This window comes from Acinetobacter sp. AR_0276 (assembly GCF_003000705.1).
GTDB classification, from domain to species: domain Bacteria; phylum Pseudomonadota; class Gammaproteobacteria; order Pseudomonadales; family Moraxellaceae; genus Acinetobacter; species Acinetobacter nosocomialis.
On sequence record NZ_PSQO01000004.1, the window covers coordinates 165,360 to 191,452 of the forward strand.

Consider the following 26,093-nt stretch of genomic DNA (forward strand, 5'->3'; position numbering starts at 1 on the left):
AAGGAAATATATATGTTCAAAAGAAACAATGAACAATCTCAACAGCGTCCACCACTCACTGGCCAGCGTTTGCGCTCATATGCTTTTGCTTTACTTACTCGACGAGACTACTCTAAAGCAGAACTCATTGAGAAATTAGCCCGTTATGCACAAAATATAGAAGAAGTGAACCAACTCGTTGAAGAGTTATCTGAACAAAATTACCAAAGTGATCAGCGTGTTGCTGAGCAAATGCTTGCAAGTCAGATTCGTAAAGGTAAAGGACCGAAACGCATTCAACAAGCTTTAAAAACTAAACAGATCGAAAATGATTTAATTGCCGACGAAATTCACGAAATTGATTGGGTAGAACAAGCTTATCAACTTAAAGTTAAGAAGTTTGGAGAAGAGATAGAGAAAGACCCAAAACTTAAAGCAAAGCAGATTAGATTTCTACAATATAGAGGATTTGATTTAGATGTAATTTTAAAAGCGATCCAAAGAAAATTGGATTAAAGGAATGGTGGCAACCCCACTAGCAAAACTTCGGCACATCATAGATCTGCTACCGTTGCTACCTTCCGGTCCTGGCGGGGTTCACAGAGTACAATTGCGAAGCCACCAGCGGGGCTACCATTGCAAAACAAAGTATAGAGATTTTTAAAAGAGTTGCAACCCTTCTCTGGCTTTTTCAGCAAGTTTTTGTTTCGATTGATTAATTCATCAGCAAAAATTGCTTAATCCCCCCAAAATGTAGTTTTCTGAACTTATGCTCTTTTCTTATTTTGCATAAAATATGCTTGAAGATTGTAAACTATCCTTGCATTTAAACTGTTAACTGCTTTAATTGCATTGATCAATGAAAAACCTTAGATATTTAGAGAATTGTTTTTATATTCCTGTGTCAAGGTGGCTTTTATATAAAATTATGGATTTATACACATGCAAATGAAGAAGCATTCTTTATTATTTATTGCCTTAATGAGTACCACTTCTCTATACGCAAACATTCCTATTGAGTCTCGTGGTTTAAGTCAAAATGATGGCAGTGCATCTAATACTTCTTCAAACAATATTTCAGTTCCTACAAACTTAAACTGGGAGCTTATGCAAAAAAATCAACAACTAGAAAATGATATCCGCACTTTAAGAGGTCAATTAGAAGAACAAGCGAATGATATTGACCAATTAAAAAAAGACCTTGCGAATAGATATACCGATTTAGATCAACGTTTAGAATTATTACATCAAAAAGTTGACCCTGATAGTACTACACAAGAAGACGGTACAAATACCAATACTAATAGCGCCACACCTGCTAGTCCATCAGTATCCCAATCTCAGCCTGCAGATGGAAATAAAGTAGTTGCCGCCCCATCTCAAACGTCTGAACAACAATCTAATACACCAGTAACCAACACTCAACCAGCGACTACTGCTCAAAACCAATCTAATCCACTTGAATTAGAAAAAGCCGCTTATACAGTAGCTTTAGATGCTTATAAACAAGGTGGAGCAAAAAAAGCAATTGCTCCGATGCAAAACTTTATTAAAAACCATCCTAACAGTATTTATACAGGCAATGCTTATTTCTGGTTAGCCGAGTTTCATTTAGCTACAGACCCGGTGAACTACAATGAAGCAAAGAAAAACTACAATATTGTCGCTAGCCAATATCCAAACTCTAGCAAGGCACCTCGAGCACTCTATCAACTATATAGTATTGCCAAAGATGTCGATAAGAATACTGTATCAGCTAATCAATACAAAAATAAGTTACTTACTCAATATCCTAAATCTGAAGAAGCTAAATTCTTTAAAAAATAATTTAGGCATAAAAAAAGACACTGTTAAAACAGTGTCTTTTTTTATGCCTTATTGATTAGCGTACAATTCCACGCTCGGATTGCTCAAGAGAGTCAATTAATAATTGAGCTTCTGGAACAGAAGGCAAAATTTCACTTTTAATTTGCTCAACAGCTTGAACAGAGGTTAGACCAGATTTAAATATCAATTTATAAGCTTCTCTTAAGCCCTGAATTGTATTTTTAGACCAACCTTTTCTTCGCATACCTTCAATATTTATACCAAAGGCATGCGCAGGATTACCAGAAGCCATAACATAGGCTGGTACATCTTTAAGAATCAGTGAGGCCCCACCAATCATGCTATAAGAGTCAATCTTACAGAATTGATGAATTCCAGAATTACCACCGACAATAACATGATCACCAATATGTACGTGTCCAGCAACACCAACATTATTAGCAAAGATATTGTGATCACCTACAATACAGTCATGTGCAATATGAGTATTTACCATCAATAGGTTATGACTACCTATCTTAGTCAATGAATTATCTTGCACAGTGCCTCTATGTAAGCTGCAATGTTCGCGAATTAAATTATTGTTACCAATTTCAAGCCAAGTTTCTTCACCTTTATATTTGAGGTCTTGACAAACTTCGCCAACACTTGCAAATTGAAAGATCTCATTATTTTGACCAATTCTGGTAAAACCACCTACTACCACATGAGAATGTAATTTAGTACCAGCACCAATAGTCACTTGAGGACCAATAACACAATAAGGTCCGATTTGAACATCTGAAGCAATCACTGCAGATGGATCAATAATGGCGGTAGAATGGATTAAATCGTGATTGCTCATGCCTGCTCTGTTTTTTGGTGTGAAATCATAATCTCAGCGGTTGCCGCTACAATGCCATCAACGCTAGCTGTACAATTGTATTTGTAAATACCGCGCTTCTGCATTACCAACTCGGATTTTAATACAAGTTGGTCGCCTGCAACTACTTGTTTTTTAAATCTAACTCTTTCTGCACCAGCAAACAGGAACAAAGAACCTGGTTTTGGCGTCTCATTGTTCATAATAAAACCTAGAACGCCTGAAACTTGAGCTAGTGCTTCAACAATTAGAACACCAGGCATAATTGGATATTCTGGGAAATGTCCTTGTAGAAACTCTTCATTGATAGAAACATTTTTATAACCAACAATACTATTGTCAGTAACTTCAATCACACGATCAACCAATAAGAATGGGTAACGATGCGGCAAATATTGACGAATCGTTTGAATCTGCATTGGTAATTCAGGGATGGCAAATTTAGGTGTAGTTGACTCGGTCATAATATTCTATTTACGCAAATTAAAAGTTGATTCAAGAGACTCTATTTGAGCTTGTATATGATCAAGTCGTTTAGTGATTTGGGTCAATGGCACATCTGCTAATTGTCTCAAGCGCACAATCGTCTTTTTCCACTGGCTATTTTCGAACAATCCAATTCCTGAAGAATAAGTTCCAGCCTCAGAAATATTTTTTGTGACCATTGACATTCCAGTTAAAGTCACATTATCAGCAATTGAAAGGTGACCTGCTACCCCACATGCGCCTGCTAGAATACAGTTTTTGCCAATTTTTGTACTACCCGCAATGCCACAGGTAGCTGCAATAGCAGTATTTGAACCAATATGAACGTTATGTGCAATTTGCACAAGGTTATCAATAATTACACCATCTTCTAAAATTGTATTATCAAGAGCACCTCGATCAATACTACAATTTGATCCAATTCGAACATCATTTCCGATTAGAACTGATCCTAACTGAGCAATACGGTGCCATTTACCTTGATAGGGAGCAAAACCAAAACCTTCACTACCAATTACAGTATTTGAATGAACACGCACCCGGTCGCCCAATTTAGAACTACCTGTAATGGTGACATGAGAGTCAATAAAACAGTCTTTCCCAACTTCTACATCATCATCAAGTTTGGTATGTGATTGAATGATTGTGTTATCACCTACTACACAATTCTCACCAATGACTACATAGTGACCAATATAAGCAGCTTCTGAAATAACAGCAGAAGGATGGATTTGAGCAGTACTCTCTATACCTTTTGAAGTAAGCTTTTTATCAAATACATGAGTAAGGATTGCAAAAGCAAGATAAGGATTATCAACAATAATAAAATTATCTTTTTCAGGAAGATATTCTTTTAAAGTAGCAGTAACAATGAAAGCCCCTGCACGACTTGCTTTAGCTTGTTCGAGATATTTATCACCATTTACGAAAGTAAGATGATTAACCTCTGCATTTTCCAAACTTGCTAAGTTCGAAAATTGAAGACTACCTTCACCAATTAACTCACCTTTAACAAGGTGAGCTAATTCATCTAAACGAAATTGTTGCACTTTCATTAATTTATTTCATTGAATTAACCTTTTGTATCATTTTATCAGTTAAATCATACTTAGCGTCATAGGCAACAGTTGAATTTTTATTCAAAATAAAGTCAAGATTATTTTCTTTTCGTAATTGCTCAGCAGCTTGCTTAACTCTAGACTCAAAAGTTGTGTTCATACTTTGCAAGCTAGTTTGAACTCTAGACTGTAAGCCCTGTTGTGTTGAATTAAATTCATTTAACTTTGATTGATACTGAGATTGTAATTTTTTAATCTCATCTTCTTTCATTTTTTGACCTTGGGTCTGCGCTTGACGTTGAAGCCCTTCTAACTCTTTACCTAATTGCTCAAGTTTAGTCGTTGTTGGTTTCACAGACTGATTCAAGCTTGCGTTTTGTTGTTTCAAATAAGTACTGCTCTCAACAACTTTAGCAAGATCAATCACCCCATAACCGGCTGCATTAGCTGCTACCGAAGCCACCGTCAAGCCTAACCCTAACATTAATGTATTTAATTTTTTCATGTAAATTTCTTTCCTTATTTCGTTGTTCAATAAGATCGTACTTAGAAAGTACGACCAATTTCAAACTGGATTTCTTTAGTTTCATCACCCGGTTTATCATTTAACGGGAATGCATAGCTAAGTGATAATGGTCCAATCATAGTAATCCAGGTTACACCCACACCCACGCTATAACGTAAGTTACCTAAATCAAAGCCATAGTTATCTTCACAATATTTCTTAACATCTGTAATAGTTTGGCCATTAATCATCATGCCTTTATCACCGTATACAGAGTTATTAATATTACATTTGGTATCGAAGACCTGACCACCTTCTGCAAATAGTACAGGACGTACTTGACGAGTCCAATCACCTTTAAATGGCATAGGTAATGCTAATTCAGTACCAAATTGAACTAATGCATTACCACCCACATTTTCAGGTGAAGGATCATTCTGTTTTGTTTCTTGTAAATTTACACTGGCATATTTAGGTCCTAAAGTACTATTGTCATAGCCTCGAACAGAACCGTAACCACCCGCATAGAAGTTTTTATAGAATGGTAAATCGTTACCATAACCCAGCTTACCATAACCACGAAGCACAAAGCCTGATTTACCAATCGGTAAGAATGCTTGTGTATCATAAGTTAATTTTTGATAGTCAACATCACTACCTGGCAGGCCAATTTCAAGACCTACTCGGTGAGACATACCTGATGTTGGGAAAATCGGTCTATTTAAAGTGTTATATGACCAACCCAAGTTTAAATTATAAGTAAAGAACTCGCCATCAAAAGCACTATCATATTCTTTAAAACCACCTTCACATGTATCAGGTATTGGTTGATTTGTTTCAGGGTCAGTCTCGGTCTTACCAGTTGGACACCAATTCGACTTACCAGTTGCCTTACCACCATTTGCCAATAAATAGTCACGCACATAGGTAGAAACATAAGGGCCAGTCGTTACTTTAGTATTATCAATACCTAGAGATGCACTTAAGCTTTGGTTTTCATCAATTGGATAACCAAAGCTTAAACTACCACCAAAACTATCCGTTACGTAGTTGTTAACGTTATAGTTATCATTTAACTTAGTTTTACGATAATAAACGTTATAACCACGACTTACCCCATCAATAGTAAAGTATGGGTCAGTAACACTTAGATTATAATAGTCTTGAGTTTCTGAACGAGACAAATCAATTGCAACTCGGTTACCAGTACCCATAAAGTTAGTCTGACTAAGTCCAGCTTGGAACGTAATACCACCATTTTGTGAATAACCTACAGCTAATGTGGTAGTACCTGAATGTTGTTCTTCAACATTTACGTTCAAATCGACTTGGTCAGGAGAGTTTGGAATACGGGCAGGCTTAATATCAACTGTTTTAAAGAAACCTGTACGCTCTAAACGAACTTTAGACAAATCAATTTTTTCATTACTTGCTAAAGCACCTTCCATTTGACGCATTTCACGACGTAATACTTCATCAGAAGTTTTACTATTACCAGTAAAGTTAATACGACGCACTGTCACTTGCTGACCTGGGTTTACATAATAATTTAAGTCAACCACACCAGTTTCATTATTAATTTGCGGAACAATATTCACATCAGCAAAGTAATAACCTGCGTTACCATACTTTCGTAGAAGTAATTGCTTAACTGCATTTACCTTTTCTTGTGAATAGGTATCGCCATCTTTATAAATTTTTAGTGCTTGTAACTCTTCAGGCTTATAAAGTGCATCACCTAAGAATTTAGTTTGACCAAATTTAAATTGGTTACCTTCCTCAACAGCAACTTCAATAAAGATATGTTTTTTATCTTCACTAATATTAAGCTGGGAATTATTAATATTAAAATTAATATAACCCTTGTTAAGGTACATAGCACGCAATGCTTCAAGGCTTGCAGCCATTTTCTCACGCGCATAACGGTCATTACGTGTAACGATTGAAGCCCAACCACTTTCTTTAACAGCAAATGCCTGTTTGATTTCACTGTCTTTAAAAACAGTATTACCAATTACATTGATATCAAAAACTTTTGCTGGCGTTCCTTCGTTAAAATTAAGTTTTAATTCAACGCGGTTATTTGGTCGCGCAACGGTATCAACAGTAACACTAGCATCATAACGACCTTGTTGGGTGTATTGCTGCTCTAATTCTGTTTGAATGGTTTGCAAAGCAGATTTCTTAAAAACCTCACCTTCTGCAACACCCATTTTTTTAAGGCCTTGTTCTAATGCCTCTTTAGGAATAAGTTTATTACCCTTAAATTCGAGTTTTGAAATAATAGGGCGTTCAATGACATTAAAGACCAAAGTATCGTTATCTTTTGATGCTTTAATATCATCAAAAAGACCCGTGGCATACAATGTTCGAATTGCTTCGGCGATCATCGGTTCATTAACGCGATCGCCACTGTTGATTGGCAACATGGTATAAACATTTGCAGGAGTAAGACGGACTAAGCCGTTTACACGAATATCTCTAACAACGAAATCATCAGCTGCATATGCTTGTTGTACCGCTGCCATAGCGCTAACAAGTGCCAAAGGCATTAAAAAATGTGTGTGCCGCATGCCAGTTTTTTCCAGTAAGTTATAAATCCATATACGTTTACAAACGCATAAAGTCATTAAATAAAGCTAAAAGCATCATACTACCGAGCAGTACCATACCAATTTTTAGACCAAACATTTGTATTTGTTCAGAAACAGGTTTCCCTCGAATAGCTTCAATAATGTAATACACTAGATGACCACCATCTAACATTGGAATTGGTAATAAGTTTAAAATTCCAAGACTTACACTCATTAAAGCCATAAAAGAGATAAAAGTTTCCCATCCCATTTCTGCACTTTGTCCAGCAACTTTTGCAATGGTAATTGGGCCAGAAAGATTTTCTAATCCAATTAATCCTTTAACCATTTTCACTATTGAATTCAAAATCATGCTAGAGATTTGGCCAGTTTTATCAAGTGCCATTTCAAAAGCTTGTATTGGAGTATATTGAATTGTTTGCTTATATTCGTCAGGAATTGTAATTTTTCCAGCATCACTTTTTACACCAAGTACACCATTGACCTGTCCCATATTATCCCGCTTTCCTTGCGGCATAACTTGTAAATGTACTAATTGCTCATGGCGTAAAACATCAATATTAAGCAATTTTTCTGGAGAACGCTGTACGACTTCAACAACATCAAACCAATCTTTCATAGGCTGGCCATCAATCGCAACAATACGATCACCTACTTTCACTCCTTGACGAATAGCCGCACCATCTTCTGTTAAATCTGTTACCACAGCAGGAATTACAGGACGATAAGGCAAGAAGCCTAATATATCCAATGCAGATTCATTCTGGTTTTTTAAAAAATCTTTAATGGGTAAGACAAAATTTTTCTCTGTACCTGCACGATCAATATCGATATTTACAGTACCTGTCTCACCTACACGATCAATTAAAGCAAAATTTAGTTTTTCCCAAGTTGTAGTCTCTTTTCCATCAACAGCAATAATTTTGTCACCCACATGCAATTGGGCCTCTGCAGCTGGAGAATTTGGAATAATTTTACCAATTTTGGTATTTAATTGTTGTTGTGCTGGTAAAAACAAAACCCAAAAGAGAAGTACAGCAAAAATTAAGTTAATTAGTGGCCCTGCAGCAACAATAGCTATACGTTTCCATGGTTTTTGTCTATTAAAAGCATACGGTAGATCTTGTTCTGCGACATTACCTTCACGCTCGTCCAACATTTTGACGTAGCCACCTAAAGGTAAAGCAGAAAGCTGATACTTGATACCCGATTTTTTAGAGGTCCATTTCAATAAAGTTGGACCAAAACCAATTGAGTAAACTAATACTTTAACCCCAAGTTTGCGTGCAACCCAGTAATGGCCAAACTCATGAATTGCAATTAAAGGACCAAGTAAAAGAGCTGCTGCTGCAATCATAAAAAGCGCATTCATTTCAGCCTCCAATACTTGATATATATTTCTGAGCTATAGATCGAGCCACTTTATCTTTATCTAAAATGCACTCAATGCTTTCAGCTGCGGCATTCTCTAACTCTTGCAAAGTATGCTCTACCACTTGTGGAATATGTGTAAATCCAATCCTTTCCTTTAAGAATGCTTCAACAGCAATTTCATTTGCCGCATTCAAAATGGTAGGTGCCAAACCTCCTGCACGCATTGCTTGTCTTGCTAAATTTAATGCAGGAAATTTTTGGGTATCGGGCGCCTGAAAATTAAGTTGAGAATACTCAAATAAATCTAAAGCAGGAACACTTGTTTGTAAACGCTCAGGCCATGCTAATGCATGTGCAATTGGCGTACACATATCAGGATTACCCATTTGTGCTAATGTTGAACCATCAACATACTGCACCATAGAGTGAATAATACTTTGTGGATGAACAACAACTGTAACAAAATGTTCAGATATTGAAAATAAATGACACGCTTCAATTAACTCCAACCCTTTATTCATGAGAGTAGCCGAGTCAACTGAAATTTTTTGCCCCATTGACCAATTTGGATGTTTACATGCTTGTTGGGGTGTTACATGTTCCAACTGTTCCAAGGAATGATTTAAGAATGGGCCACCAGATGCTGTTAGCAATATTTGAGATACGCCTAGTTGTGGTTGTCCAGTTCTCTCAACTTGTAAATAGTTATGAGGTAATGACTGAAAAATGGCATTATGCTCTGAATCCACTGGTAATAATAATGCCTGATGATCACGAGCAGCTTGCATCATGATTTCACCAGACATAACCAATGCTTCTTTATTTGCAAGCAATACTCGTTTACCAGCTTTAACAGCTGCCAAAGTAGGCAACAGTCCCGCTGCCCCGACAATTGCTGCCATAACAATATCAACATCTGTATGTGATGCGATCTCAACCAGACCATCTTGCCCAATTAAAATATCAATACCTTGTATATTTTGTTGAGCAAATAAGGTGGTTAGTTCAACTATTTTCTGTTCAGGAACAACGACCACTTTAGGGCGGAACTGTTTGCAGATTTCAACAAGTTCAGAAATTCGACTATGTGCCGAAACTGCAAAGACTGAATACTTATCTGGATGTTGGCTTAAAATTTTTAATGTACTTTGCCCAATAGAACCAGTTACACCCAATATGCAAACAGATTGTGTCATCTATAAATCTACACCAATAAGCTTTAATATATACATTCCCGTTGCAAAAATCGGGGCTGCCGCGAGTAAAGAATCAATACGATCCAACACACCACCATGACCTGGCAAAACACGGCCAGAATCTTTAATACCAGCACGGCGTTTAATCATCGACTCAAATAGATCACCTAATACTGAACCGAATACTGTGACTAAAGATAAGATCAGGAATAAAAGTTGTTGAACCCAAGTTAAGTTTAAATATTGATATTGCACTACAAGCATTACAATAATTGTAGTGAGAATACCACCATATAAACCTTCTACTGATTTATTAGGGCTTACCGTAGGTGCCAATTTTCTCTTACCGAATTTACGACCTACGAAGTAAGCTCCACTATCTGCACCCCATACAAGCAAGAACAAATACATCAACCACCATGGTGAGCTTTGCCATACTACAAAAATTGCAGTCACTGCTGCACAGATAAGAATTAAACCAATGACATAAAGGGTCGCGTTATACCACCCATCAAATTCAGGAAAGGACTTAACCCAATATACACTAACGAGCCAAGTTAAAATTGAAGCAGACCATAGCAGTAATGCAATGTCGTGAAAGAACAAGGCAACGCCCGAAACAAAAGCAACAAGTAGACCATAACCCCATGCTTTAGGTTTTACTACGGCGCCAGCTTCATGAGGCATCAACTTATACCATTCATACCCCGCAACCGCTGCTGCTACAATCATAAGTACCAACATTGGATAATGTGATTGCGTAGCAAACATACAGCTTAAAACAACTGCAACAAGTACCAATGCGGTAACAATCCGCTCTAACATTATAATTTCTCGATTTTCTCTTGCTGAATTTGTTCAGATGTTTTACCGAAACGACGTTCACGCCCTGAAAAAACATTCAGTGCATGATCGAATTCCTCGACTGTAAATTCCGGCCACAAAGTATCCGTAAAATACAGTTCCGCATAAGCTGCTTGCCATAACAAGAAGTTAGATATACGGAAATCTCCACCTGTACGGATCAACAAGTCCACAGCTGGCAGATCGTTTAGACTGACATATTTTTCGAACAAATCAACATTTATTTGATCAGCGTCAATTTCACCACGTGAAACTGCTTGGGCAACTTGTTTAGCTGCATTTGCAATATCCCACATACCCCCATAGCTAATCGCAATGGTTAATGTCATGGTGTCATGATGTACTGTTTGTTGCTCTGCATCTTCCATTAAGGCAACTAAATGTGAAGGTAATCTAGAACGATCCCCTATAAAACGCAAAGCAATATTGAATTTCTTCATGCGAGGTATTTGCTCATGAATGGTTTCTTCAAGAAGCTTCATAAGCAGATCGACTTCATATTGTGGTCGATTCCAATTTTCACTCGAAAATGCAAAAACAGTTAAAGCACGGACACTAGTTTTTATACAATGTTCAACAATAGGATCAAGAATATTTTTACCTTCTCGATGCCCATCACCTTTTTGCATTTGATTTTTCTTTGCAAAGCGGTTGTTGCCATCCATAATGATGGCAACATGCTTAGGAAGATGATACTCTTCTGATTCGGTCATAAAATTAGACCTTCATCAATTCTGCTTCTTTCGCTGCAAGACGCTTATCTACTTCTGCAACATATTTATCAGTGATTTTTTGGATATCATCACCTGCACGACGCTCATCATCTTCAGAGATTTCTTTCTCTTTCAATAATGCTTTGATATCACCTAAAACATCACGACGAATGTTACGAATAGCAACTTTTGCATTTTCAGCTTCACTGCGTGCAACTTTCTGCATATCACGGCGTGTTTCTTCAGTTAAAGCTGGTAAAGGTACACGGATTGAATCAGCAGTAATTGGATTCAAACCTAAATCACTTTCACGAATTGCTTTATCAATTGCAGATACCATTGTACGTTCAAACGGTTGAACGATAAGCGTACGAGAATCTTCAACACCAACGTTCGCTACTTGGTTTAAAGGCACATCAGAACCATAGTAAGGAACCATTACCCCATTTAAAATTGATGGGTGTGCACGGCCGGTACGAACTTTAGCAAACCCTTGTTCCAAAGACTCAAGAGTTTTCATCATACGCTGTTCGCTGTCTTTTTTCAGATCGTTAATCATATGATCTTCCTTACTTATTTATTCAAGGATGTATATAACAAATTTAATTTAGCGCTAGTATAAAGAGCTTTGCGGCACACGTACATTATTTAGTAACGCGTGTACCCTCTTTTTCACCCATTACAACTGATAAAAGCGCACCAGATTTATTCATATCAAATACTTGCAATGGCACATTGTGGTCACGGCATAAGCAAATTGCTGTTAAATCCATAACACCTAACTTCTCATCTAACACCTGATCAAATGTTAAATGATCGTATTTCACTGCATCTTCATATTTGCTTGGATCTTTATTATAAACACCGTCTACTTTGGTTGCTTTCAAAATTAAATTTGCTTCAATTTCAATACCACGTAGACATGCTGCTGTATCAGTTGTAAAGAATGGGTTTCCTGTTCCCGCAACGAAAACACAGACCTCGCCTTGGCTTAAATGACGAATTGCATCACGACTTGAGTATGACTCTACAACAGTACCAATTGGTAGTGCAGACATAAGACGAGTTCTGATGTTACGACGCACCAATGCATCACGCATTGCCAAACCATTCATGACAGTCGCAAGCATACCCATTTGGTCACCTGTTACACGGCCAACCAAACCATCTTTTTGCAACTGGCTTCCACGATATAAGTTACCGCCACCAACAACGATACCTACTTGCACGCCCAAGCCTACCAAATGCGCAATAGAAAGTGACATCTGATCTAAAACTTGAGCATCAATACCCATATCTTTATTACCTGATAAAGCTTCACCAGATAATTTTAATAAAATTCGTGAATAACGGGGGCTGATTGTTTCCGCCATGATTTTGCTCCAAGACCTCTTAAACTGAATGCTTTTTGAATCGCGATTCGATTAGACCGATTTAATTTTAATTAACTTTGCAAATAAGTCGTATTCATCCGCATCGGTAATTTCGACTTCCAACATATCGCCTGGTTGAATCGTGCTCTTATCGATATCTTCTACAAAGACATTACCGTCAATTTCCGGGGCATCGGCATAAGAACGTGCAACAGCAACAGGATATTCATCTTCCAAACTATCGACTAATACAGTCATCGTTTGACCAATACGTTTTTGTAATTTGGCAGCAGATATTTGCTGCTGCACTTGCATAAAGCGCTCGTAACGCTCTTGCTTAATTTCTTCTGGCACATGATCTGGTAAATCATTTGCCGTAGCGCCTTCTACTGGTGAATAGGTAAAGCACCCTACACGATCAAGTTGAGCTTCAACCAACCAATCGAGCAAAATCTGGAAGTCTTCTTCAGTTTCGCCTGGAAAACCAACCACAAAAGTAGAACGGATTACAAGATCAGGGCATTTTTCACGCCATAATTTAATTTTTTCTAAAGTATTTTCACTATGTGCCGGACGTTTCATTAATTTAAGAACACGTGGGCTTGCATGTTGGAAAGGAATATCCAGATAAGGCAGGATTTTACCCTGAGCCATCAAATCGATTACTGCATCAACATGTGGATATGGATATACATAATGTAGACGAACCCAGATTCCAAGCTGTCCAAGTGCTTCACACATGTCAAAGAATTTGGTTTTTACAGGTTGGCCATTCCAGAAGTCCAGCTTATATTTAGTATCTACACCATAAGCTGAAGTATCTTGTGAAATAACCAAAATTTCTTTCACACCTGCGCGTTTTAATGCGGCAGCTTCTTCTAATACGCTACCAACCGGACGTGATACTAAATCACCGCGCATGCTTGGGATGATACAGAAGGTACAACGATGGTTACAGCCTTCAGATATTTTCAAATAAGCATAATGTTTAGGTGTTAAACGGATACCTTGCTCAGGAACAAGATCAATAAACGGATTATGTTTAGGCGGTGCTGGCACATATTCATGTACAGCTTCCATAACGTCCTGGTAAGCTGCTGCACCAGTGACTTTTAAAACATTAGGGTGCATTTGACGAATTTTATCTTCGTCTTTACCCAAACAACCTGTAACAATAACTCGGCCATTTTCACTCATGGCTTCGCCAATTGCATCTAACGATTCTTGTACTGCAGATTCAATAAAACCACAGGTATTAACAACAACTAAATCAGCACCATCATAATCTGATGCAACTTGATAACCTTCAGTCTTTAACTGAGTTAAAATTCGTTCAGAATCTACCAATGCCTTAGGACAACCTAAAGAAACAAAACCGACTTTGGGGGTCTTCATGAATCTGCGCTCCACTTGAATGCGCGTATTGTATGTCTTTTCTCGTCTCAAGCATAGGTGGAAACCCCACTCTTTGTGTAATGCACCAAAATACAACCAATATTTGCACCAAAACTCAATATTGCACCAAGTTGGATCATGATATCATTGGTATATACATCCATATTTTTGACCAAAAGATATTAAGAACGATTTTAGAGCGCTTTAACTACGCTTAAAACCTTAAAATAATCCATAAACAAAGTTGGCGTACATTTTGCATCATGCATGTTCTATAACGGTGAAAACCGATAACTAATGAAGATGCCATTGCGCCATTTTAAGACAGGAACGATTCGCTAATGGATCAACACACACCTATCGACTATCGCCTCTTGGTAGACAACTTAACTACTGCGATTTTACTAATCGATAGTAACTTTAATATTTTTTATTTAAATTCTGCTTGTGAAGCACTTTTTGACATTAGTTTGCTTCGCGCTTCTGGGCAACCGGTTTTAAATTTACTTCATGCCCCTGATGATACTTTTAATACACATGAAGCGTTACTCAATACTCTAAAAACAGGACAGCCTTATACACGTCGTGAAGCTGTAATTAATGTCAACTTTAAAGACTTACATGTTGATTATACGGTTTCACAGTTAAATGCAGGCAAAAGCTACCACCCGCTCTTACTTATTGAGCTAAATCCAATTGATCGGATGTTGAAAATTTCTAAAGAAGAAAACCTAATTCAACAACATCAGGTGGCTAGACAACTGGTTAGAGGTGTGGCTCATGAGATTAAAAATCCTCTGGCTGGTATCAGGGGTGCAACTCAGTTACTTGCTCGTAGTTTAAATGACGAGAGTTATGCTGAATTTACAGATGTCATTATTAATGAGGTAGACCGTCTCACCAATTTAGCAGACACTATGCTAGGTTCAAGACAACTGCCGAGTTATGAAAACGTAAATGTGCATGAACCTTTGGAACGTGTACGCTCTTTAATCGCAAATCAAACCAAGAAAAAAATCAAAATTACGCGTGACTATGATTTATCTTTACCGGATGTAAAAGCCGATCGAGATCAACTTATCCAAGTCATGCTCAATATTAGCGTTAATGCAATTCAAGCCATCACAGAAAATAAATCTTTTTTTATAGATCAAGAGCCTGAATTAATTTTACGTACCCGAATTCAACGTCTAGTCACTATTAATGGTGTACTCAATCGCTCTGCGGTACGAGTCGATATTGAGGACAATGGACCGGGTATTCCCGAAAGCATTTTAGAGTCTGTGTTTTATCCTTTGGTTACAGGACGAGCAAAAGGCACAGGCCTTGGCCTGAGTATTGCACAGAACATCATGCATCAACATAACGGAATGATTGAATGCCAATCAGTTCCTGGAAAAACAATGTTTAGCTTATATTTACCTTGGGAGTCAGACCGTGTCGCGAAATAAAATATGGGTTATTGATGACGATCGCGCCATGCGATGGGTACTTGAAAAGACCTTTAAAGAAGAAGGATTTGACGTCACCAATTTTGAAGAAGCTCAAACAGCACTCGAACGTTTACATCATGATGCGCCGGATGTCATCTTAACTGACATCCGTATGCCAGGCATTGATGGGTTAACTTTCTTATCTAAAGTAAAAAACTCTCATCCTGATTTGCCTGTGATCATTATGACAGCGCATTCGGACTTAGAGTCTGCTGTATCTAGCTATCAAACTGGTGCATTTGAGTATTTACCAAAACCGTTTGATATTGATGAAGCTTTAGCTTTAGTCAATCGAGCAATTTTACATATCAATAAATTGCAGCAACAAGAGGCTACAAAAACTGCTTCTCCGCTACAATCGACAGAAATTATTGGTGAATCTCCAGCTATGCAAGAGGTTTTCCGAGCAATTGGTCGCTTATCTCAGTCGCATATTACCGTTTTAATTAATGGTGAGTCAGGAACAGGTAAAGAATTAGTTGCACATGCTTTACATAAGCATTCACCACGCAGAGCCAAACCATTTATTGCTCTAAACATGGCAGCAATTCCGAAAGACTTAATTGAAACGGAATTATTTGGCCATGAAAAAGGTGCTTTTACTGGCGCTAATACTCAACATCAAGGTCGCTTTGAACAAGCCAATGGCGGCACTCTCTTCCTTGATGAAATTGGTGACATGCCATTTGAAACACAGACGCGATTACTACGTGTACTCGCAGATGGTGAGTTTTACCGCGTTGGCGGGCATATCCCTGTTAAAGTTGATGTTCGGATCGTAGCGGCAACACACCAAGATTTAGAAAAATTGGTAAATGAAGGTCGCTTCCGTGAAGACTTATACCACCGTCTAAATGTAATTCGTATTCATATTCCTAAGCTTGCACATCGAAGTGAAGATATTCCGATGTTAGCTCAACATTTCTTGGCTCGTGCTGGTAAAGAGTTAGGCGTAAGTCCAAAGATTTTACGTACCGAGACAACTGACTATATGCAGCAATTACCATGGCCCGGTAATGTTCGTCAGCTTGAAAATACCTGCCGCTGGTTAACCGTCATGATTACTGGCCGTGAGGTTTACCCAGAAGATTTACCTTCAGAACTTAAACAAGTTCCACTCCAAAAAAATAGTGAAGCTAGCCAACCTGCTCCATCTTTTGAGCGTATTTCTTTACATCATTGGGATGAGCTACTAAGTCAATGGGCAATTCAAAAACTCAAAAATGGCGAAATGAAGATTTTGGATATTGCTACACCAATGTTTGAGCGTACTTTAATTAATGCTGCACTACAGCAAACTCGTGGGCGCAAACGTCATGCAGCCGAGCTATTAGGTTGGGGTCGTAACACTCTAACCCGAAAGTTAAAAGAACTAGGTATGGATTCTGCTGATGACGATGATGAGGATGAACACAAAGTAACTTTGTCTGAAGCTTAATAATCATTCGTAAAAGAAAAAGCGACTAAATCTATTAGTCGCTTTTTCTTTATCTTGATTTACATTGAAAAGACATGGTTAAACTAAAATGTGAACATACAGTTACATCATTAAAAACCTTCAAAATATTTCACAAATACTTGTATTTTAAAATATTTATTCAAATTAAATTTTATATTGCTGTTTATCAAGCAACCTAAAAATATAGCGATGACCACCCTTAAAGATAGTTTTGTTATACTAGTTAAGCAGTATTAATTGTCGTTATTAAATTTTATGCATGATCCAGTCCTTGAGTCATATCCTCCTATATGTGACAAGCCTCAAACACGTCGCGGTGTAGAACGTCGTTTAGCACTATTGCTAAGCGCAACCGAACTGTTTTTGGAAAAAGGATATGATGCTGTCTCTTTAGATGACATCGTCAATCATGCTGGTGGTTCAAAAGCTTCTATTTATAAATACTTTGGTAATAAAGAAGGTTTATTTACTGCAATTTGCGATTACCGCCGTGAGATGTTCTTTAAAGATATTTGTATTGCATTTCAACCAGATCAGGCTTCTTTAAAAGAATACTTAATTCAAACTCTCATCCGTTTTTATAACCACATTATTCAACCTGAGCATATTGCTTTTTTACGTTTGGTTATTGAACAAACCCAGTGTAATGCAACTTTGAGCCAATATTTATACGAAAAATGCGCTCAAGACGTACAAAATACCATTGCTCAAGCACTACTTATTTCTCATCAAGCAGGTGAAATTACTTGTACCTCTCCCGATCACTCATCTCTCATGTATTTTGGGATTTTACGTGATATTGAGTGGCGTATGATTATGGGCATGCCACTACCAACCAATGAATATGAAGTAATTGATTATATTCATTATTGTGTAGAAATTTTCTTAAAAGGCCACCATAAAGTCTAATTCTTTTGCATTTTGAAATGCTTATAGTATAGTAGACTTCTTTTTTCCCACATCCACCCAGCCAACAACAGATAATTGTTGTATTTCAAAGACAATTATTATGGAGTAGCTACATGGCTTTAAGACATTTCCTGACTTTACGTGATCTATCTACATTAGAACTCCATCGCGTTTTACAGCGCGCAAGCGAACTAAAAAAAATGCAACAAAGCAATAAGGTGTATCAACCTTTTGTTGGTAAAGTATTGGGAATGATTTTTGAAAAATCGAGTACACGTACGCGTATTTCTTTTGAAGCCGGTATTAATCAATTTGGTGGTAGCGCTATCTTTTTATCACCTCGCGATACACAGCTAGGTCGCGGTGAACCTATCGAAGATTCAGCACGCGTTATTTCAAGTATGCTTGATATTGTGATGATTCGTACGTTTGGTCATGACATTGTTGAACGTTTTGCATCTTATTCAAAAGTTCCTGTGATTAATGGCCTAACTGATGACCACCACCCTTGTCAGCTACTCGCAGATTTACAAACTTACATTGAACATCGCGGTAGTATCGAAGGTAAAACCGTAGCGTGGATTGGTGATGGTAATAATATGTGTAACTCATATATTGAAGCTGCACATTTAATGGGTTTTAAATTAAAAATTGCTTCACCCAAAGGTTTTGAACCTAAACCTGAATTTTTAGCAGAATTTGGTCATTGCGTTGAGCTTTTTGATAATGCTGAAGATGCGGCTGTAAATGCTGACCTTATCGTTACAGATGTTTGGGCAAGCATGGGGCAAGAAGAAGAACAAAAATTACGTAAGAACGCATTTGCGGCTTTTCAGGTAAATGAAAAACTGATGAGTCTTGCACATCCAGATTGTTTATTTATGCATTGTTTACCAGCCCATCGCGGTGAAGAAATTTCAGAAACAATGCTTGATCATAAAAACTCTGTTGTATGGGATGAAGCTGAAAATCGTCTACATGCACAAAAAGCTTTAATGGAATTTTTATTGAATGAAAATTTAAAAAAAGCTTAATCTTGATATAAAAGCAGCACCTTTAAGGTGCTGTTTTTTTTACTTCTATAAAATACTTATTTTTCTAGTTTATTTTTTTAAAATTTTTCATGATGTTGCTGAATATATAAACAGTCTATATTTCAACTACACTCTAGAATCGTGTATAACATTCTACACAATAAGCCAAGCCTACTCTTGTAGAGTGCGATTATGACAACCCTTGAAGAATCACTATCTCAAATCCCTGCATTTTCAATTATTCATGAACATTTGTTTAGTTCAGCACAACCTTCTATTGAACAGCTTAAACTTATTAAAGAGTATGGTTGTAGTACCGTTATCAATTTAGCTTTGACAAACTCACCAGATTGTATTGAAAACGAAGATCGGGTTTGTCTTGAGTATGGTTTAAATTACATTCATATTCCAATTGACTGGGAAACACCATCTTCTGACCAATGCTTACTGGTTTTAGATTTAATTGATCATTTGGTTCAAAATGAAATTGTTTGGTTACATTGTGCCAAAAACAAACGCGTAAGCTGTCTTATGTATGTCTACAGACAATTTTATATGAATATGGACATGCCTACTTCCCAAGATTTACTGCACGAAATTTGGGAGCCAAATGAAACTTGGACAGGTCTTATCCATAGTATTACCTTACAGCTACAAGGCCGTAAGGCTACTTTAGAACTCCAGCAGTCTTTGCAACAAGCTGATGATTTAGTCTAATTAGAGATTAATACCGTCGCTGTTGCTAAAATTCCTTCTTGGCGACCAGTAAACCCGAGTTTTTCGGTAGTGGTCGCTTTGATGCTAATTTGATTTAAATCCACATTCAAAACATCCGCAATGCTTTGTCGCATCTCTAAATTATGTTTCGCTAATTTAGGACGTTCGCAGGCTACAGTAATATCAGCATTATTCAAACGATAACCACGGTCTAAGATTAGTTGATAAACGTGTTTTAGTAGTACACGACTATCTGCACCCTTAAACTCTGGATCGGTATCTGGAAAATGCTGACCAATATCTCCAAGCGCTAGTGCACCTAATAAAGCGTCACATAGTGCATGTAACACGACATCACCATCAGAATGTGCTTTCAGGCCATGCGTATGCGGAATCTGAATGCCAGCTAAAGTTACGAAGTTACCCTCTTCAAAGGCATGCACATCCATTCCTTGACCAATACGAATTTGAGCAACCATATAAACTCTTTCCTTCTATTATAAAAGCTTAAGAAATCTTGTATTCAACCGTTGTGTTTCGCTATAGTACACTTAGCAAAGTAGACTGAAAGTATAAGCGATCATGCCGTCGAATACTGATATGAATCAATTGAAAAGATTAAGTTTTGTCGTGACATTGAGTTGTTTATGCTCATCGCTTGTTTTTGCAGAATCCATTGACTGCTCCAACTCAAAATCAGAGCTCAAAATCTGTTCAAAAAACTTTAGCGAAGCACGAAAGCAACTTAATAACAAATATCTTTCTGCATACTTAGTTACAGATGCTCCATTACAGCTTCTACAAGATACTCAAACATTGTGGTTTAAACATACGCAACAATGTAAAACCAATTCATGTATTCAACAACAGTTTGACGTACGTGGTGATGATTTAAATTTTTATGCTTCACTTAAGCAAACCCTAACACAGCATTACCTTAAATTTGAAAATGGGCACATTGCAGCCCAACCTGTTCATTTACAAATCCATCAACTTGCTAAAGATAAAATCAAAATAGAAGGGTTAGCTTACCGTAATCCGAATAACCGAAAAGAAGCCCAAACTATTTCATTAATGGCTTATAGCTCTCCTGAGCAAAAAAGTGAAATTTTAGATAACGAGCATAATTGCAAATACAAATTTGATTTTCAAAAGGCCTTACTTGTTGTAAAGACTCAACAAAAAGGCTGTGAGCGATTTACTGGCGTTTATCGACTATATGATTAATTGATATAAAATAAAAAAAGCCAGTGCATCTACACTGGCTTTTCTTTTTAAGCTGGATATTTTTGCAGGATATCCTGACTCACCAAAACAGCTGTTGCTGCTGACAAAGTCCAACCTAAATGGCCATGCCCGGTATTATAAAAAACCCGTGATTGCTTAGACTGTTTCACTACAGGCAACATATTAGGCATCATTGGCCTTAAACCCGCCCAAGGCACAACATGCTCAGTTGAAATGTCAAAATTGCGGTTCACCCAATTAACCAAAGGCTGAATACGATCTGCACGAATGTCTCGATTGTAACCATTAAACTCAGCTGTACCTGCTATACGTAAACGGTCTTGTCCTAAACGAGAGGTTACAATTTTGGCACTCTCATCAAGCAAACTTACCCACGGCGCATTTTTAATGCTTTTCTCATCTTTCAATTGGACAGTAATCGAATAGCCTTTTACAGGATAAACATTTACACGCTCACCAATCATGTCAGCCAATTGATAACTTCCAACACCACCACAAACCACCAGAACATCACCTTCTAATTGAAAGCTATCTGTTGGGGAAAGATGCGGATGCTCAGCACTTGGCTGACAATTCAGTACGACTTTATCTATATGACACTTAATATCAGTAACTTCTAAGCCAAACTTATACTGCACCCCATATTGTTTAGTCTTTTCAGCTAAAGTGGTTGAATATTTATGAATATCTCCAGTTGCATCGCTTGGTGTGTAATAACCACCAAAGTACTCACCCGTTAAAGAAGGTTCGATTGACTTCATTTCCTCAGGTGAAACGGAGTAACGTTCTAAAGTCCCTTTATTCAAGACATCATTAACTCGCTTGGCAATATCATAGTCATCCTTAGTATGATACATATGAAGAATACCGCGTTTCTCCAAATCAAATTGAAGCTGCTCTTTTTCAGCGACTTCAAATAAGCGCTTACGAGCAAGCAATGCTAAACGAACAGTTTCTATCGTATTAGCCTCATAATTTTTAATATGAGATAAAAACTCAACTAACCAGCTATATTTGTGCAAACTAAAAGAAGGATTAAGTAATAGAGGAGCATCTTTTTTCCTCATCCATTTAAAACCTTTTATAACGGTCGCTTTCTGGTTCCAGACTTCTGCATTACAAGCAGATAATTGCCCTCCATTTGCAAATGATGTTTCCATAGCTGGATAAAGATGACGATCAATCACTGTGACTTGGTAACCTAATTGAGATAATTCATAGGCTGAAGTAACCCCTGTGATTCCTGCACCAATCACAATAACATGTGGCATAACAGACTCCTCTGAAATGCAAAAACATTTCATCAGTACAGCCCATCTGTCATTTGTACCTGAGAGTTTCGACCTAAATACTACCTTTTAGCATTTCGATCTTCCCCTTCGGTGAGTTTATGACTTATAAGTTTTTATTCTTCATGCTTATAAATCTTAAGCTGCTCTCCAGATTTTTTAATTATTACAGTCCTTTTGCCTGAGAGTTTCCGGGCCTGTTGCTCCTTCGGCGGGTTCTTAAGAACCTCTCTCCCGCAATAATTTTGTATTTATATAAGCAATGTATCTGCCACTTTTAAAAAAACGCATTCTTTTCTTGTAAACTTTTGTACAGCAATTCAATTAAATATGAAATTATTTGATTTAATTACAAAAAAAGGTGAATTATTTAAATTCACCTTTTGCCATTTATTAAAGCTTTCCTTCAAGCACTTGGTCTGAAACATGACCTTTCCACTGCTCTCTCAAGGTTGGTAAATAAAACTTCTCACCAATTGTGACCAACTCAGCATCAATGAGTGCATGAATTTCGTGCATAAAAATGTAATCTAAGGCAACTAAAGAGAGTTGATGATTTTTTTGCGCTACTTTTTTTCGCTTCACTTGAGCTTGTTTAATTAACTCATTTGCAAAATTTTTATCTTTATATGTGGTGATTGCATTTAAACGAAGCTCAATAACACCCCAACCGGCCAACAATTTTTTGAAAATTTCAAAATCTTTCGTCGTTGATTCCCAAGTGACATTTTCCAGATTATTATCTTCAGGCAAAACAGGTAACAGCAAATCACCAGTACTTGGAAAAATCTTTTTAAGATTTAACAGAAATTTAACAGGCTGATCACTCGGGTAATCATTAAACTGCACATGTTGTTCGGTATCTGTTAAATAAATCGAGAGCATTCAAAAATCCTTAGCTAAACAACTGTTTATTATGTGTTTAATTTCCATATCGCAAAATAAATAAAAATTAAAAACAATAGAAAAACAGGATAAGGTGGGCATTTTAACAATTATGGCAGCTTATTCAACTCTAAGTTGGTTTGATAAAGCTTAATCAAGAAATAATTACAACCTAGAAACTTGCAAATAAATCTCATACAACTTCAAAAATTTAAAAATGCATATATTTTAAATATATTATTTTTTAGTCTACTTTTAAATTTAATGTTATAATACATTGATTTACTCAATTTCATCTGGGCTTCCAAAGAAATGAATAGATCAAAATTAATTTTATTATTTTTAAGTATTAGTACTTTTTCTTCTTTGGTATTTTCTGAAACGATTACTTCCCCAATTAAACAAGAATTTTATGACCAAGAATCGAACCGCCATAGAAGTATGCTTGAGGTAAGTAACACTTCAAGTCATAAGTTTAGTGAATCACAACACAATTCTTTTCACTCCGATTCTAATAAGCAAAGAGTAGATTTTTTTGAAATTGCCAAACAATATCAAGATGAGAAATCACAAAATACCTACTCGCATTTTCCTGACCCGACAGTGAACATGAGCGATCATGAGCGAAGTCTCTACTATATTAGAAATCATGATGATATAAGCCTTAAAAGGGATATTCGTATTCAACAATATAGATCATTAAAACAGCAATACGATAAAGGAGTCATTTCCAATGATGAATACAAAGAGAAAGTTTATAAAATTTTAAAATAAGCTTTTATATTTTCTGAAGCCTTCTTTCTGATGGAAGGCTTCTATAATAGTTTTGATATAGATTGTTAAAAAAACTTTAAATAACAAAGATCCATAGTAAATAAGCAATAAAAATTAAACAGTTTTAACTGCTAAAAGACGCCAGACTATACAAATCTTCTCTACAAATAAAGGAGAGATCAATGAAGATCCGCGCTTCACGTACCTATTCAACTTATTCAAACCATTACTTTATTTCGAAAGAATATGAATGTAGCGTTATACCAGTAAAAGGAATGTGCTTTACTGATCTTGGTTTAACCGAAAATGGTGTGATTGAACCTGTAGAAATTAGTGAGGTCACTATAGACCCAGCCTCTAATTCTTATCATATTCTTTTAGCAAAAGATGCTCATGAATACACGAAAGAAGAACTAAAAAGAAAATTTGAAGAAATGAAAGTAAATGGTTGGGAATATATAGAAGATCTACTGATGTAGCTTTTATTCTCAATCTATAAGTTAAAGTTCTAGATTTAAGGTGTAAACATAATAGCCATCAGTAGTTTATCTGTACACTCAGTACAAAATGGCACTACTGATGGCTATATAGACTGCTTATTTACTATTTGGTGAAACCATTTTTTCAGGTTTAACGACCTCATCAAATTGTTCTGCTGTAACTAAACCAAGCTCAACAGCTACTTGTTTTAAAGTTTTATTCTCTTTATAAGCAGTTTTCGCCACTTTTGCAGAGTTTTCATAACCAATAACCGGATTCAATGCAGTAACCAGCATGAGAGAGTTATGCAAGAAGTGATCAATTTTGTCACGATTAGGCTCAATTCCTACTGCACAGTGGTCATTAAAGCTATTACACGCATCACCAAGAAGCTGAATAGATTGCAGTAAGTTATAAGCGATTACTGGCATAAATACATTAAGTTCGAAGTTACCCGAAGCACCAGCGACATTAATAGTCGTATCATTACCAAGCACTTGTGCAACCACCATAGTCATTGCTTCACTTTGGGTCGGGTTCACTTTACCCGGCATAATGCTTGAGCCTGGCTCATTTTCAGGAATGCGAATTTCACCAAAACCACAACGTGGTCCGCTTGCTAACCAACGAATATCGTTAGCAATTTTATTTAAGCTTACTGCTAAAGTTTTTAATGCACCTGATGCAAAAACAGCTGCATCACGTCCTGCAAGTGCTTCAAATTTATTAGGAGCAGTAACAAATGGCAAACCCGTTAAAGCTGCAAGCTGAGCTGCGGCTTTAACAGCATAGTCAGGATGAGCATTTAAACCAGTTCCTACCGCTGTACCACCCAATGGCAACTCATACAAACCACTTAAAGCTTGTTGTAAGCGTACTAAACCGTGCTCAAGCTGAGAAACATAACCGCTAAATTCTTGGCCAAGTGTTAGTGGCGTCGCATCTTGTAAGTGGGTACGGCCAATTTTGACAATCTCTTGAAATTCATCTGACTTCTTCTGCAAAGTCGCTTTAAGCTGCTCTACAGCTGGAATCAGTAATTCATTAATTTGCAAACTTGCCGCAACATGAATAGCCGTTGGAAATGAGTCATTAGTAGATTGTGCACGGTTAACATGATCATTTGGATGTACTGGCTTTTGTGCTCCGAGCGCTTGGCCTAGCTTTTGATTTGCAATATTTGCAATCACCTCATTACAGTTCATGTTACTTTGCGTACCAGAACCTGTTTGCCAAACTACGAGTGGAAACTGTGAGTCCCATTTCCCTGCAATCACTTCTTCGGCAGCACCTACAATGTACTGACTCAAATCTTGTGGTAACTGGCCCAACTCTGCATTGGTTATTGCCGCAGCTTTTTTTACCAAGCCCATCGCTCGAATCATGGCACGGGGTAAACGCTCCTGCCCGATTTTGAAGTTCTGTAAGCTACGTTGGGTTTGTGCTCCCCATAGCGCTTCATTTGGAACTTCAATCTCACCCATAGTGTCATGTTCAATTCGTGTTTGCATAGAAACCTCGGTTATGTGGCTAAAGAACTCACGGGCTGAAGCAATTTTTGCTTTGGCTAGTTAATTTT

The 26,093-nt window shown here is 37.1% G+C and carries 26 protein-coding genes, 1 other RNA gene and 1 riboswitch; of the genes, 10 read left to right on the forward strand and 17 right to left on the reverse strand.

Annotation, left to right across the window (positions count from 1 at the left end; translation table 11 throughout):
• Nucleotides 1-12 precede the first annotated feature (12 nt).
• Nucleotides 13-495, forward strand: a complete 483-nt coding sequence (locus tag CSB87_RS01645) for a regulatory protein RecX (protein WP_004886889.1) — start codon at nt 13-15, stop codon at nt 493-495.
• A 14-nt stretch (nt 496-509) separates the two neighbouring features.
• Here CSB87_RS01645 and ffs read toward each other — a convergent pair.
• An RNA gene (gene ffs / locus CSB87_RS01650) (signal recognition particle sRNA small type) lies at nt 510-606 on the reverse strand.
• 315 nt (nt 607-921) lie between these two features.
• On the opposite strand from ffs, the gene CSB87_RS01655 reads away from it, so the two are divergent.
• Nucleotides 922-1,806, forward strand: a complete 885-nt coding sequence (locus CSB87_RS01655) for a YbgF trimerization domain-containing protein (protein ID WP_004886888.1) — start codon at nt 922-924, stop codon at nt 1,804-1,806.
• 55 nt (nt 1,807-1,861) lie between these two features.
• Here the strand turns inward: CSB87_RS01655 and lpxA are convergent, their stop codons facing one another.
• The 12 genes from lpxA to rimO form a co-directional block, all read right to left on the reverse strand.
• Nucleotides 1,862-2,650 carry an acyl-ACP--UDP-N-acetylglucosamine O-acyltransferase gene (gene lpxA / locus CSB87_RS01660; protein WP_002049604.1) on the reverse strand — a complete coding sequence of 263 codons (789 nt, stop codon included), beginning with the start codon at nt 2,648-2,650 and terminating at the stop codon, nt 1,862-1,864.
• Nucleotides 2,647-3,132 (reverse strand): 3-hydroxyacyl-ACP dehydratase FabZ, encoded by a 486-nt coding sequence (gene fabZ, locus CSB87_RS01665; protein ID WP_002049600.1) that lies wholly within the window; start codon nt 3,130-3,132, stop codon nt 2,647-2,649. The genes lpxA and fabZ overlap by 4 nt, the downstream gene beginning before the upstream one ends.
• Nucleotides 3,133-3,138: 6 nt before the next feature.
• On the reverse strand, nt 3,139-4,209 hold the full coding sequence (lpxD, locus tag CSB87_RS01670; RefSeq protein WP_004886885.1) for a UDP-3-O-(3-hydroxymyristoyl)glucosamine N-acyltransferase: 1,071 nt from the start codon (nt 4,207-4,209) through the stop codon (nt 3,139-3,141).
• A 4-nt stretch (nt 4,210-4,213) separates the two neighbouring features.
• Nucleotides 4,214-4,717 (reverse strand): OmpH family outer membrane protein, encoded by a 504-nt coding sequence (locus tag CSB87_RS01675; RefSeq protein WP_002049593.1) that lies wholly within the window; start codon nt 4,715-4,717, stop codon nt 4,214-4,216.
• Between the two features lie 41 nt (nt 4,718-4,758).
• The gene (gene bamA, locus CSB87_RS01680) at nt 4,759-7,290 is read right to left on the reverse strand and encodes an outer membrane protein assembly factor BamA (protein ID WP_004886883.1); all 2,532 of its coding nucleotides are present in this window, start codon (nt 7,288-7,290) and stop codon (nt 4,759-4,761) included.
• A gap of 37 nt (nt 7,291-7,327) precedes the next feature.
• Complete coding sequence (rseP, locus tag CSB87_RS01685; protein ID WP_004886881.1) at nt 7,328-8,683, reverse strand: RIP metalloprotease RseP; 1,356 nt, start codon at nt 8,681-8,683, stop codon at nt 7,328-7,330.
• A 1-nt stretch (nt 8,684) separates the two neighbouring features.
• A complete protein-coding gene (gene ispC / locus CSB87_RS01690) occupies nt 8,685-9,881 on the reverse strand; it encodes a 1-deoxy-D-xylulose-5-phosphate reductoisomerase (protein WP_004708403.1) in 1,197 nt (398 codons plus the stop codon).
• Nucleotides 9,882-10,706, reverse strand: coding sequence for a phosphatidate cytidylyltransferase (locus CSB87_RS01695; protein WP_002049666.1), 825 nt, complete (start codon nt 10,704-10,706; stop codon nt 9,882-9,884).
• The gene (gene uppS / locus CSB87_RS01700) at nt 10,706-11,458 is read right to left on the reverse strand and encodes a polyprenyl diphosphate synthase (protein ID WP_004708401.1); all 753 of its coding nucleotides are present in this window, start codon (nt 11,456-11,458) and stop codon (nt 10,706-10,708) included. Before uppS ends, CSB87_RS01695 begins: the two co-directional genes overlap by 1 nt.
• Nucleotides 11,459-11,462: 4 nt before the next feature.
• Nucleotides 11,463-12,017, reverse strand: a complete 555-nt coding sequence (gene frr / locus CSB87_RS01705) for a ribosome recycling factor (protein WP_002049637.1) — start codon at nt 12,015-12,017, stop codon at nt 11,463-11,465.
• An 85-nt stretch (nt 12,018-12,102) separates the two neighbouring features.
• Complete coding sequence (gene pyrH, locus CSB87_RS01710; protein ID WP_000852257.1) at nt 12,103-12,831, reverse strand: UMP kinase; 729 nt, start codon at nt 12,829-12,831, stop codon at nt 12,103-12,105.
• A gap of 51 nt (nt 12,832-12,882) precedes the next feature.
• Nucleotides 12,883-14,226, reverse strand: coding sequence for a 30S ribosomal protein S12 methylthiotransferase RimO (rimO, locus tag CSB87_RS01715; protein ID WP_000856678.1), 1,344 nt, complete (start codon nt 14,224-14,226; stop codon nt 12,883-12,885).
• Nucleotides 14,227-14,567: 341 nt separating this feature from the next.
• On the opposite strand from rimO, the gene glnL reads away from it, so the two are divergent.
• The 5 genes from glnL to CSB87_RS01745 all read left to right on the forward strand — a co-directional run bounded on the left by glnL (nt 14,568) and on the right by CSB87_RS01745 (nt 19,838).
• Nucleotides 14,568-15,677: a nitrogen regulation protein NR(II) gene (gene glnL, locus CSB87_RS01725; RefSeq protein ID WP_002049598.1), complete on the forward strand. Its 1,110-nt coding sequence runs from the start codon at nt 14,568-14,570 to the stop codon at nt 15,675-15,677.
• Nucleotides 15,664-17,157, forward strand: coding sequence for a nitrogen regulation protein NR(I) (glnG, locus tag CSB87_RS01730; RefSeq protein ID WP_004708399.1), 1,494 nt, complete (start codon nt 15,664-15,666; stop codon nt 17,155-17,157). Before glnL ends, glnG begins: the two co-directional genes overlap by 14 nt.
• A gap of 276 nt (nt 17,158-17,433) precedes the next feature.
• A complete protein-coding gene (gene adeN, locus CSB87_RS01735) occupies nt 17,434-18,087 on the forward strand; it encodes a multidrug efflux transcriptional repressor AdeN (protein WP_004708396.1) in 654 nt (217 codons plus the stop codon).
• A gap of 113 nt (nt 18,088-18,200) precedes the next feature.
• On the forward strand, nt 18,201-19,121 hold the full coding sequence (argF, locus tag CSB87_RS01740) for an ornithine carbamoyltransferase (RefSeq protein ID WP_004708394.1): 921 nt from the start codon (nt 18,201-18,203) through the stop codon (nt 19,119-19,121).
• Nucleotides 19,122-19,313: 192 nt separating this feature from the next.
• Nucleotides 19,314-19,838 (forward strand): protein tyrosine phosphatase family protein, encoded by a 525-nt coding sequence (locus CSB87_RS01745; protein WP_004886872.1) that lies wholly within the window; start codon nt 19,314-19,316, stop codon nt 19,836-19,838.
• On the opposite strand, the gene ispF is transcribed toward CSB87_RS01745, so the two are convergent.
• On the reverse strand, nt 19,835-20,317 hold the full coding sequence (ispF, locus tag CSB87_RS01750) for a 2-C-methyl-D-erythritol 2,4-cyclodiphosphate synthase (protein ID WP_002049661.1): 483 nt from the start codon (nt 20,315-20,317) through the stop codon (nt 19,835-19,837). The two genes, CSB87_RS01745 and ispF, sit on opposite strands and share 4 nt — an antisense overlap.
• A 103-nt stretch (nt 20,318-20,420) precedes the next feature.
• Between ispF and CSB87_RS01755 the strand changes: the two genes are divergently transcribed.
• Complete coding sequence (locus CSB87_RS01755) at nt 20,421-21,065, forward strand: hypothetical protein (RefSeq protein WP_004708391.1); 645 nt, start codon at nt 20,421-20,423, stop codon at nt 21,063-21,065.
• A gap of 47 nt (nt 21,066-21,112) precedes the next feature.
• On the opposite strand, the gene CSB87_RS01760 is transcribed toward CSB87_RS01755, so the two are convergent.
• Complete coding sequence (locus CSB87_RS01760; RefSeq protein ID WP_004886869.1) at nt 21,113-22,357, reverse strand: D-amino acid dehydrogenase; 1,245 nt, start codon at nt 22,355-22,357, stop codon at nt 21,113-21,115.
• A gap of 177 nt (nt 22,358-22,534) precedes the next feature.
• Nucleotides 22,535-22,622: riboswitch (glycine riboswitch) on the reverse strand.
• A gap of 146 nt (nt 22,623-22,768) precedes the next feature.
• Nucleotides 22,769-23,260, reverse strand: coding sequence for a hypothetical protein (locus tag CSB87_RS01765; protein ID WP_004708388.1), 492 nt, complete (start codon nt 23,258-23,260; stop codon nt 22,769-22,771).
• A 312-nt stretch (nt 23,261-23,572) separates the two neighbouring features.
• On the opposite strand from CSB87_RS01765, the gene CSB87_RS01775 reads away from it, so the two are divergent.
• Nucleotides 23,573-24,034 (forward strand): hypothetical protein, encoded by a 462-nt coding sequence (locus CSB87_RS01775; protein WP_004886865.1) that lies wholly within the window; start codon nt 23,573-23,575, stop codon nt 24,032-24,034.
• A 182-nt stretch (nt 24,035-24,216) separates the two neighbouring features.
• Nucleotides 24,217-24,513 carry a hypothetical protein gene (locus CSB87_RS01780; protein WP_004886862.1) on the forward strand — a complete coding sequence of 99 codons (297 nt, stop codon included), beginning with the start codon at nt 24,217-24,219 and terminating at the stop codon, nt 24,511-24,513.
• Nucleotides 24,514-24,630: 117 nt separating this feature from the next.
• Here CSB87_RS01780 and fumC read toward each other — a convergent pair whose 3' ends face one another.
• Entirely contained in the window at nt 24,631-26,025 is a 1,395-nt protein-coding gene (gene fumC / locus CSB87_RS01785) for a class II fumarate hydratase (RefSeq protein WP_004708382.1), read from the reverse strand.
• Between the last annotated feature and the right edge of the window lie 68 nt (nt 26,026-26,093).

Excerpts from the sequence above, each read along its gene's own strand:
- CSB87_RS01675 (WP_002049593.1), bottom strand. The coding sequence starts at position 4,717 with ATGAAAAAATTAAATACATTAATGTTAGGGTTAGGCTTGACGGTGGCT.
- CSB87_RS01655 (WP_004886888.1), top strand. The coding sequence starts at position 922 with ATGCAAATGAAGAAGCATTCTTTATTATTTATTGCCTTAATGAGTACC.
- glnL (WP_002049598.1), top strand. The coding sequence starts at position 14,568 with ATGGATCAACACACACCTATCGACTATCGCCTCTTGGTAGACAACTTA.
- argF (WP_004708394.1), top strand. The coding sequence starts at position 18,201 with ATGGCTTTAAGACATTTCCTGACTTTACGTGATCTATCTACATTAGAA.
- ispF (WP_002049661.1), bottom strand. The coding sequence starts at position 20,317 with ATGGTTGCTCAAATTCGTATTGGTCAAGGAATGGATGTGCATGCCTTT.
- adeN (WP_004708396.1), top strand. The coding sequence starts at position 17,434 with ATGCATGATCCAGTCCTTGAGTCATATCCTCCTATATGTGACAAGCCT.
- frr (WP_002049637.1), bottom strand. The coding sequence starts at position 12,017 with ATGATTAACGATCTGAAAAAAGACAGCGAACAGCGTATGATGAAAACT.
- CSB87_RS01745 (WP_004886872.1), top strand. The coding sequence starts at position 19,314 with ATGACAACCCTTGAAGAATCACTATCTCAAATCCCTGCATTTTCAATT.
- fumC (WP_004708382.1), bottom strand. The coding sequence starts at position 26,025 with ATGCAAACACGAATTGAACATGACACTATGGGTGAGATTGAAGTTCCA.
- bamA (WP_004886883.1), bottom strand. The coding sequence starts at position 7,290 with ATGCGGCACACACATTTTTTAATGCCTTTGGCACTTGTTAGCGCTATG.
- CSB87_RS01695 (WP_002049666.1), bottom strand. The coding sequence starts at position 10,706 with ATGTTAGAGCGGATTGTTACCGCATTGGTACTTGTTGCAGTTGTTTTA.
- CSB87_RS01755 (WP_004708391.1), top strand. The coding sequence starts at position 20,421 with ATGCCGTCGAATACTGATATGAATCAATTGAAAAGATTAAGTTTTGTC.
- CSB87_RS01760 (WP_004886869.1), bottom strand. The coding sequence starts at position 22,357 with ATGCCACATGTTATTGTGATTGGTGCAGGAATCACAGGGGTTACTTCA.
- uppS (WP_004708401.1), bottom strand. The coding sequence starts at position 11,458 with ATGACCGAATCAGAAGAGTATCATCTTCCTAAGCATGTTGCCATCATT.
- lpxA (WP_002049604.1), bottom strand. The coding sequence starts at position 2,650 with ATGAGCAATCACGATTTAATCCATTCTACCGCCATTATTGATCCATCT.
- pyrH (WP_000852257.1), bottom strand. The coding sequence starts at position 12,831 with ATGGCGGAAACAATCAGCCCCCGTTATTCACGAATTTTATTAAAATTA.
- CSB87_RS01780 (WP_004886862.1), top strand. The coding sequence starts at position 24,217 with ATGAAGATCCGCGCTTCACGTACCTATTCAACTTATTCAAACCATTAC.
- fabZ (WP_002049600.1), bottom strand. The coding sequence starts at position 3,132 with ATGACCGAGTCAACTACACCTAAATTTGCCATCCCTGAATTACCAATG.
- CSB87_RS01765 (WP_004708388.1), bottom strand. The coding sequence starts at position 23,260 with ATGCTCTCGATTTATTTAACAGATACCGAACAACATGTGCAGTTTAAT.
- CSB87_RS01775 (WP_004886865.1), top strand. The coding sequence starts at position 23,573 with ATGAATAGATCAAAATTAATTTTATTATTTTTAAGTATTAGTACTTTT.
- rseP (WP_004886881.1), bottom strand. The coding sequence starts at position 8,683 with ATGAATGCGCTTTTTATGATTGCAGCAGCAGCTCTTTTACTTGGTCCT.
- CSB87_RS01645 (WP_004886889.1), top strand. The coding sequence starts at position 13 with ATGTTCAAAAGAAACAATGAACAATCTCAACAGCGTCCACCACTCACT.
- lpxD (WP_004886885.1), bottom strand. The coding sequence starts at position 4,209 with ATGAAAGTGCAACAATTTCGTTTAGATGAATTAGCTCACCTTGTTAAA.
- rimO (WP_000856678.1), bottom strand. The coding sequence starts at position 14,226 with ATGAAGACCCCCAAAGTCGGTTTTGTTTCTTTAGGTTGTCCTAAGGCA.
- ispC (WP_004708403.1), bottom strand. The coding sequence starts at position 9,881 with ATGACACAATCTGTTTGCATATTGGGTGTAACTGGTTCTATTGGGCAA.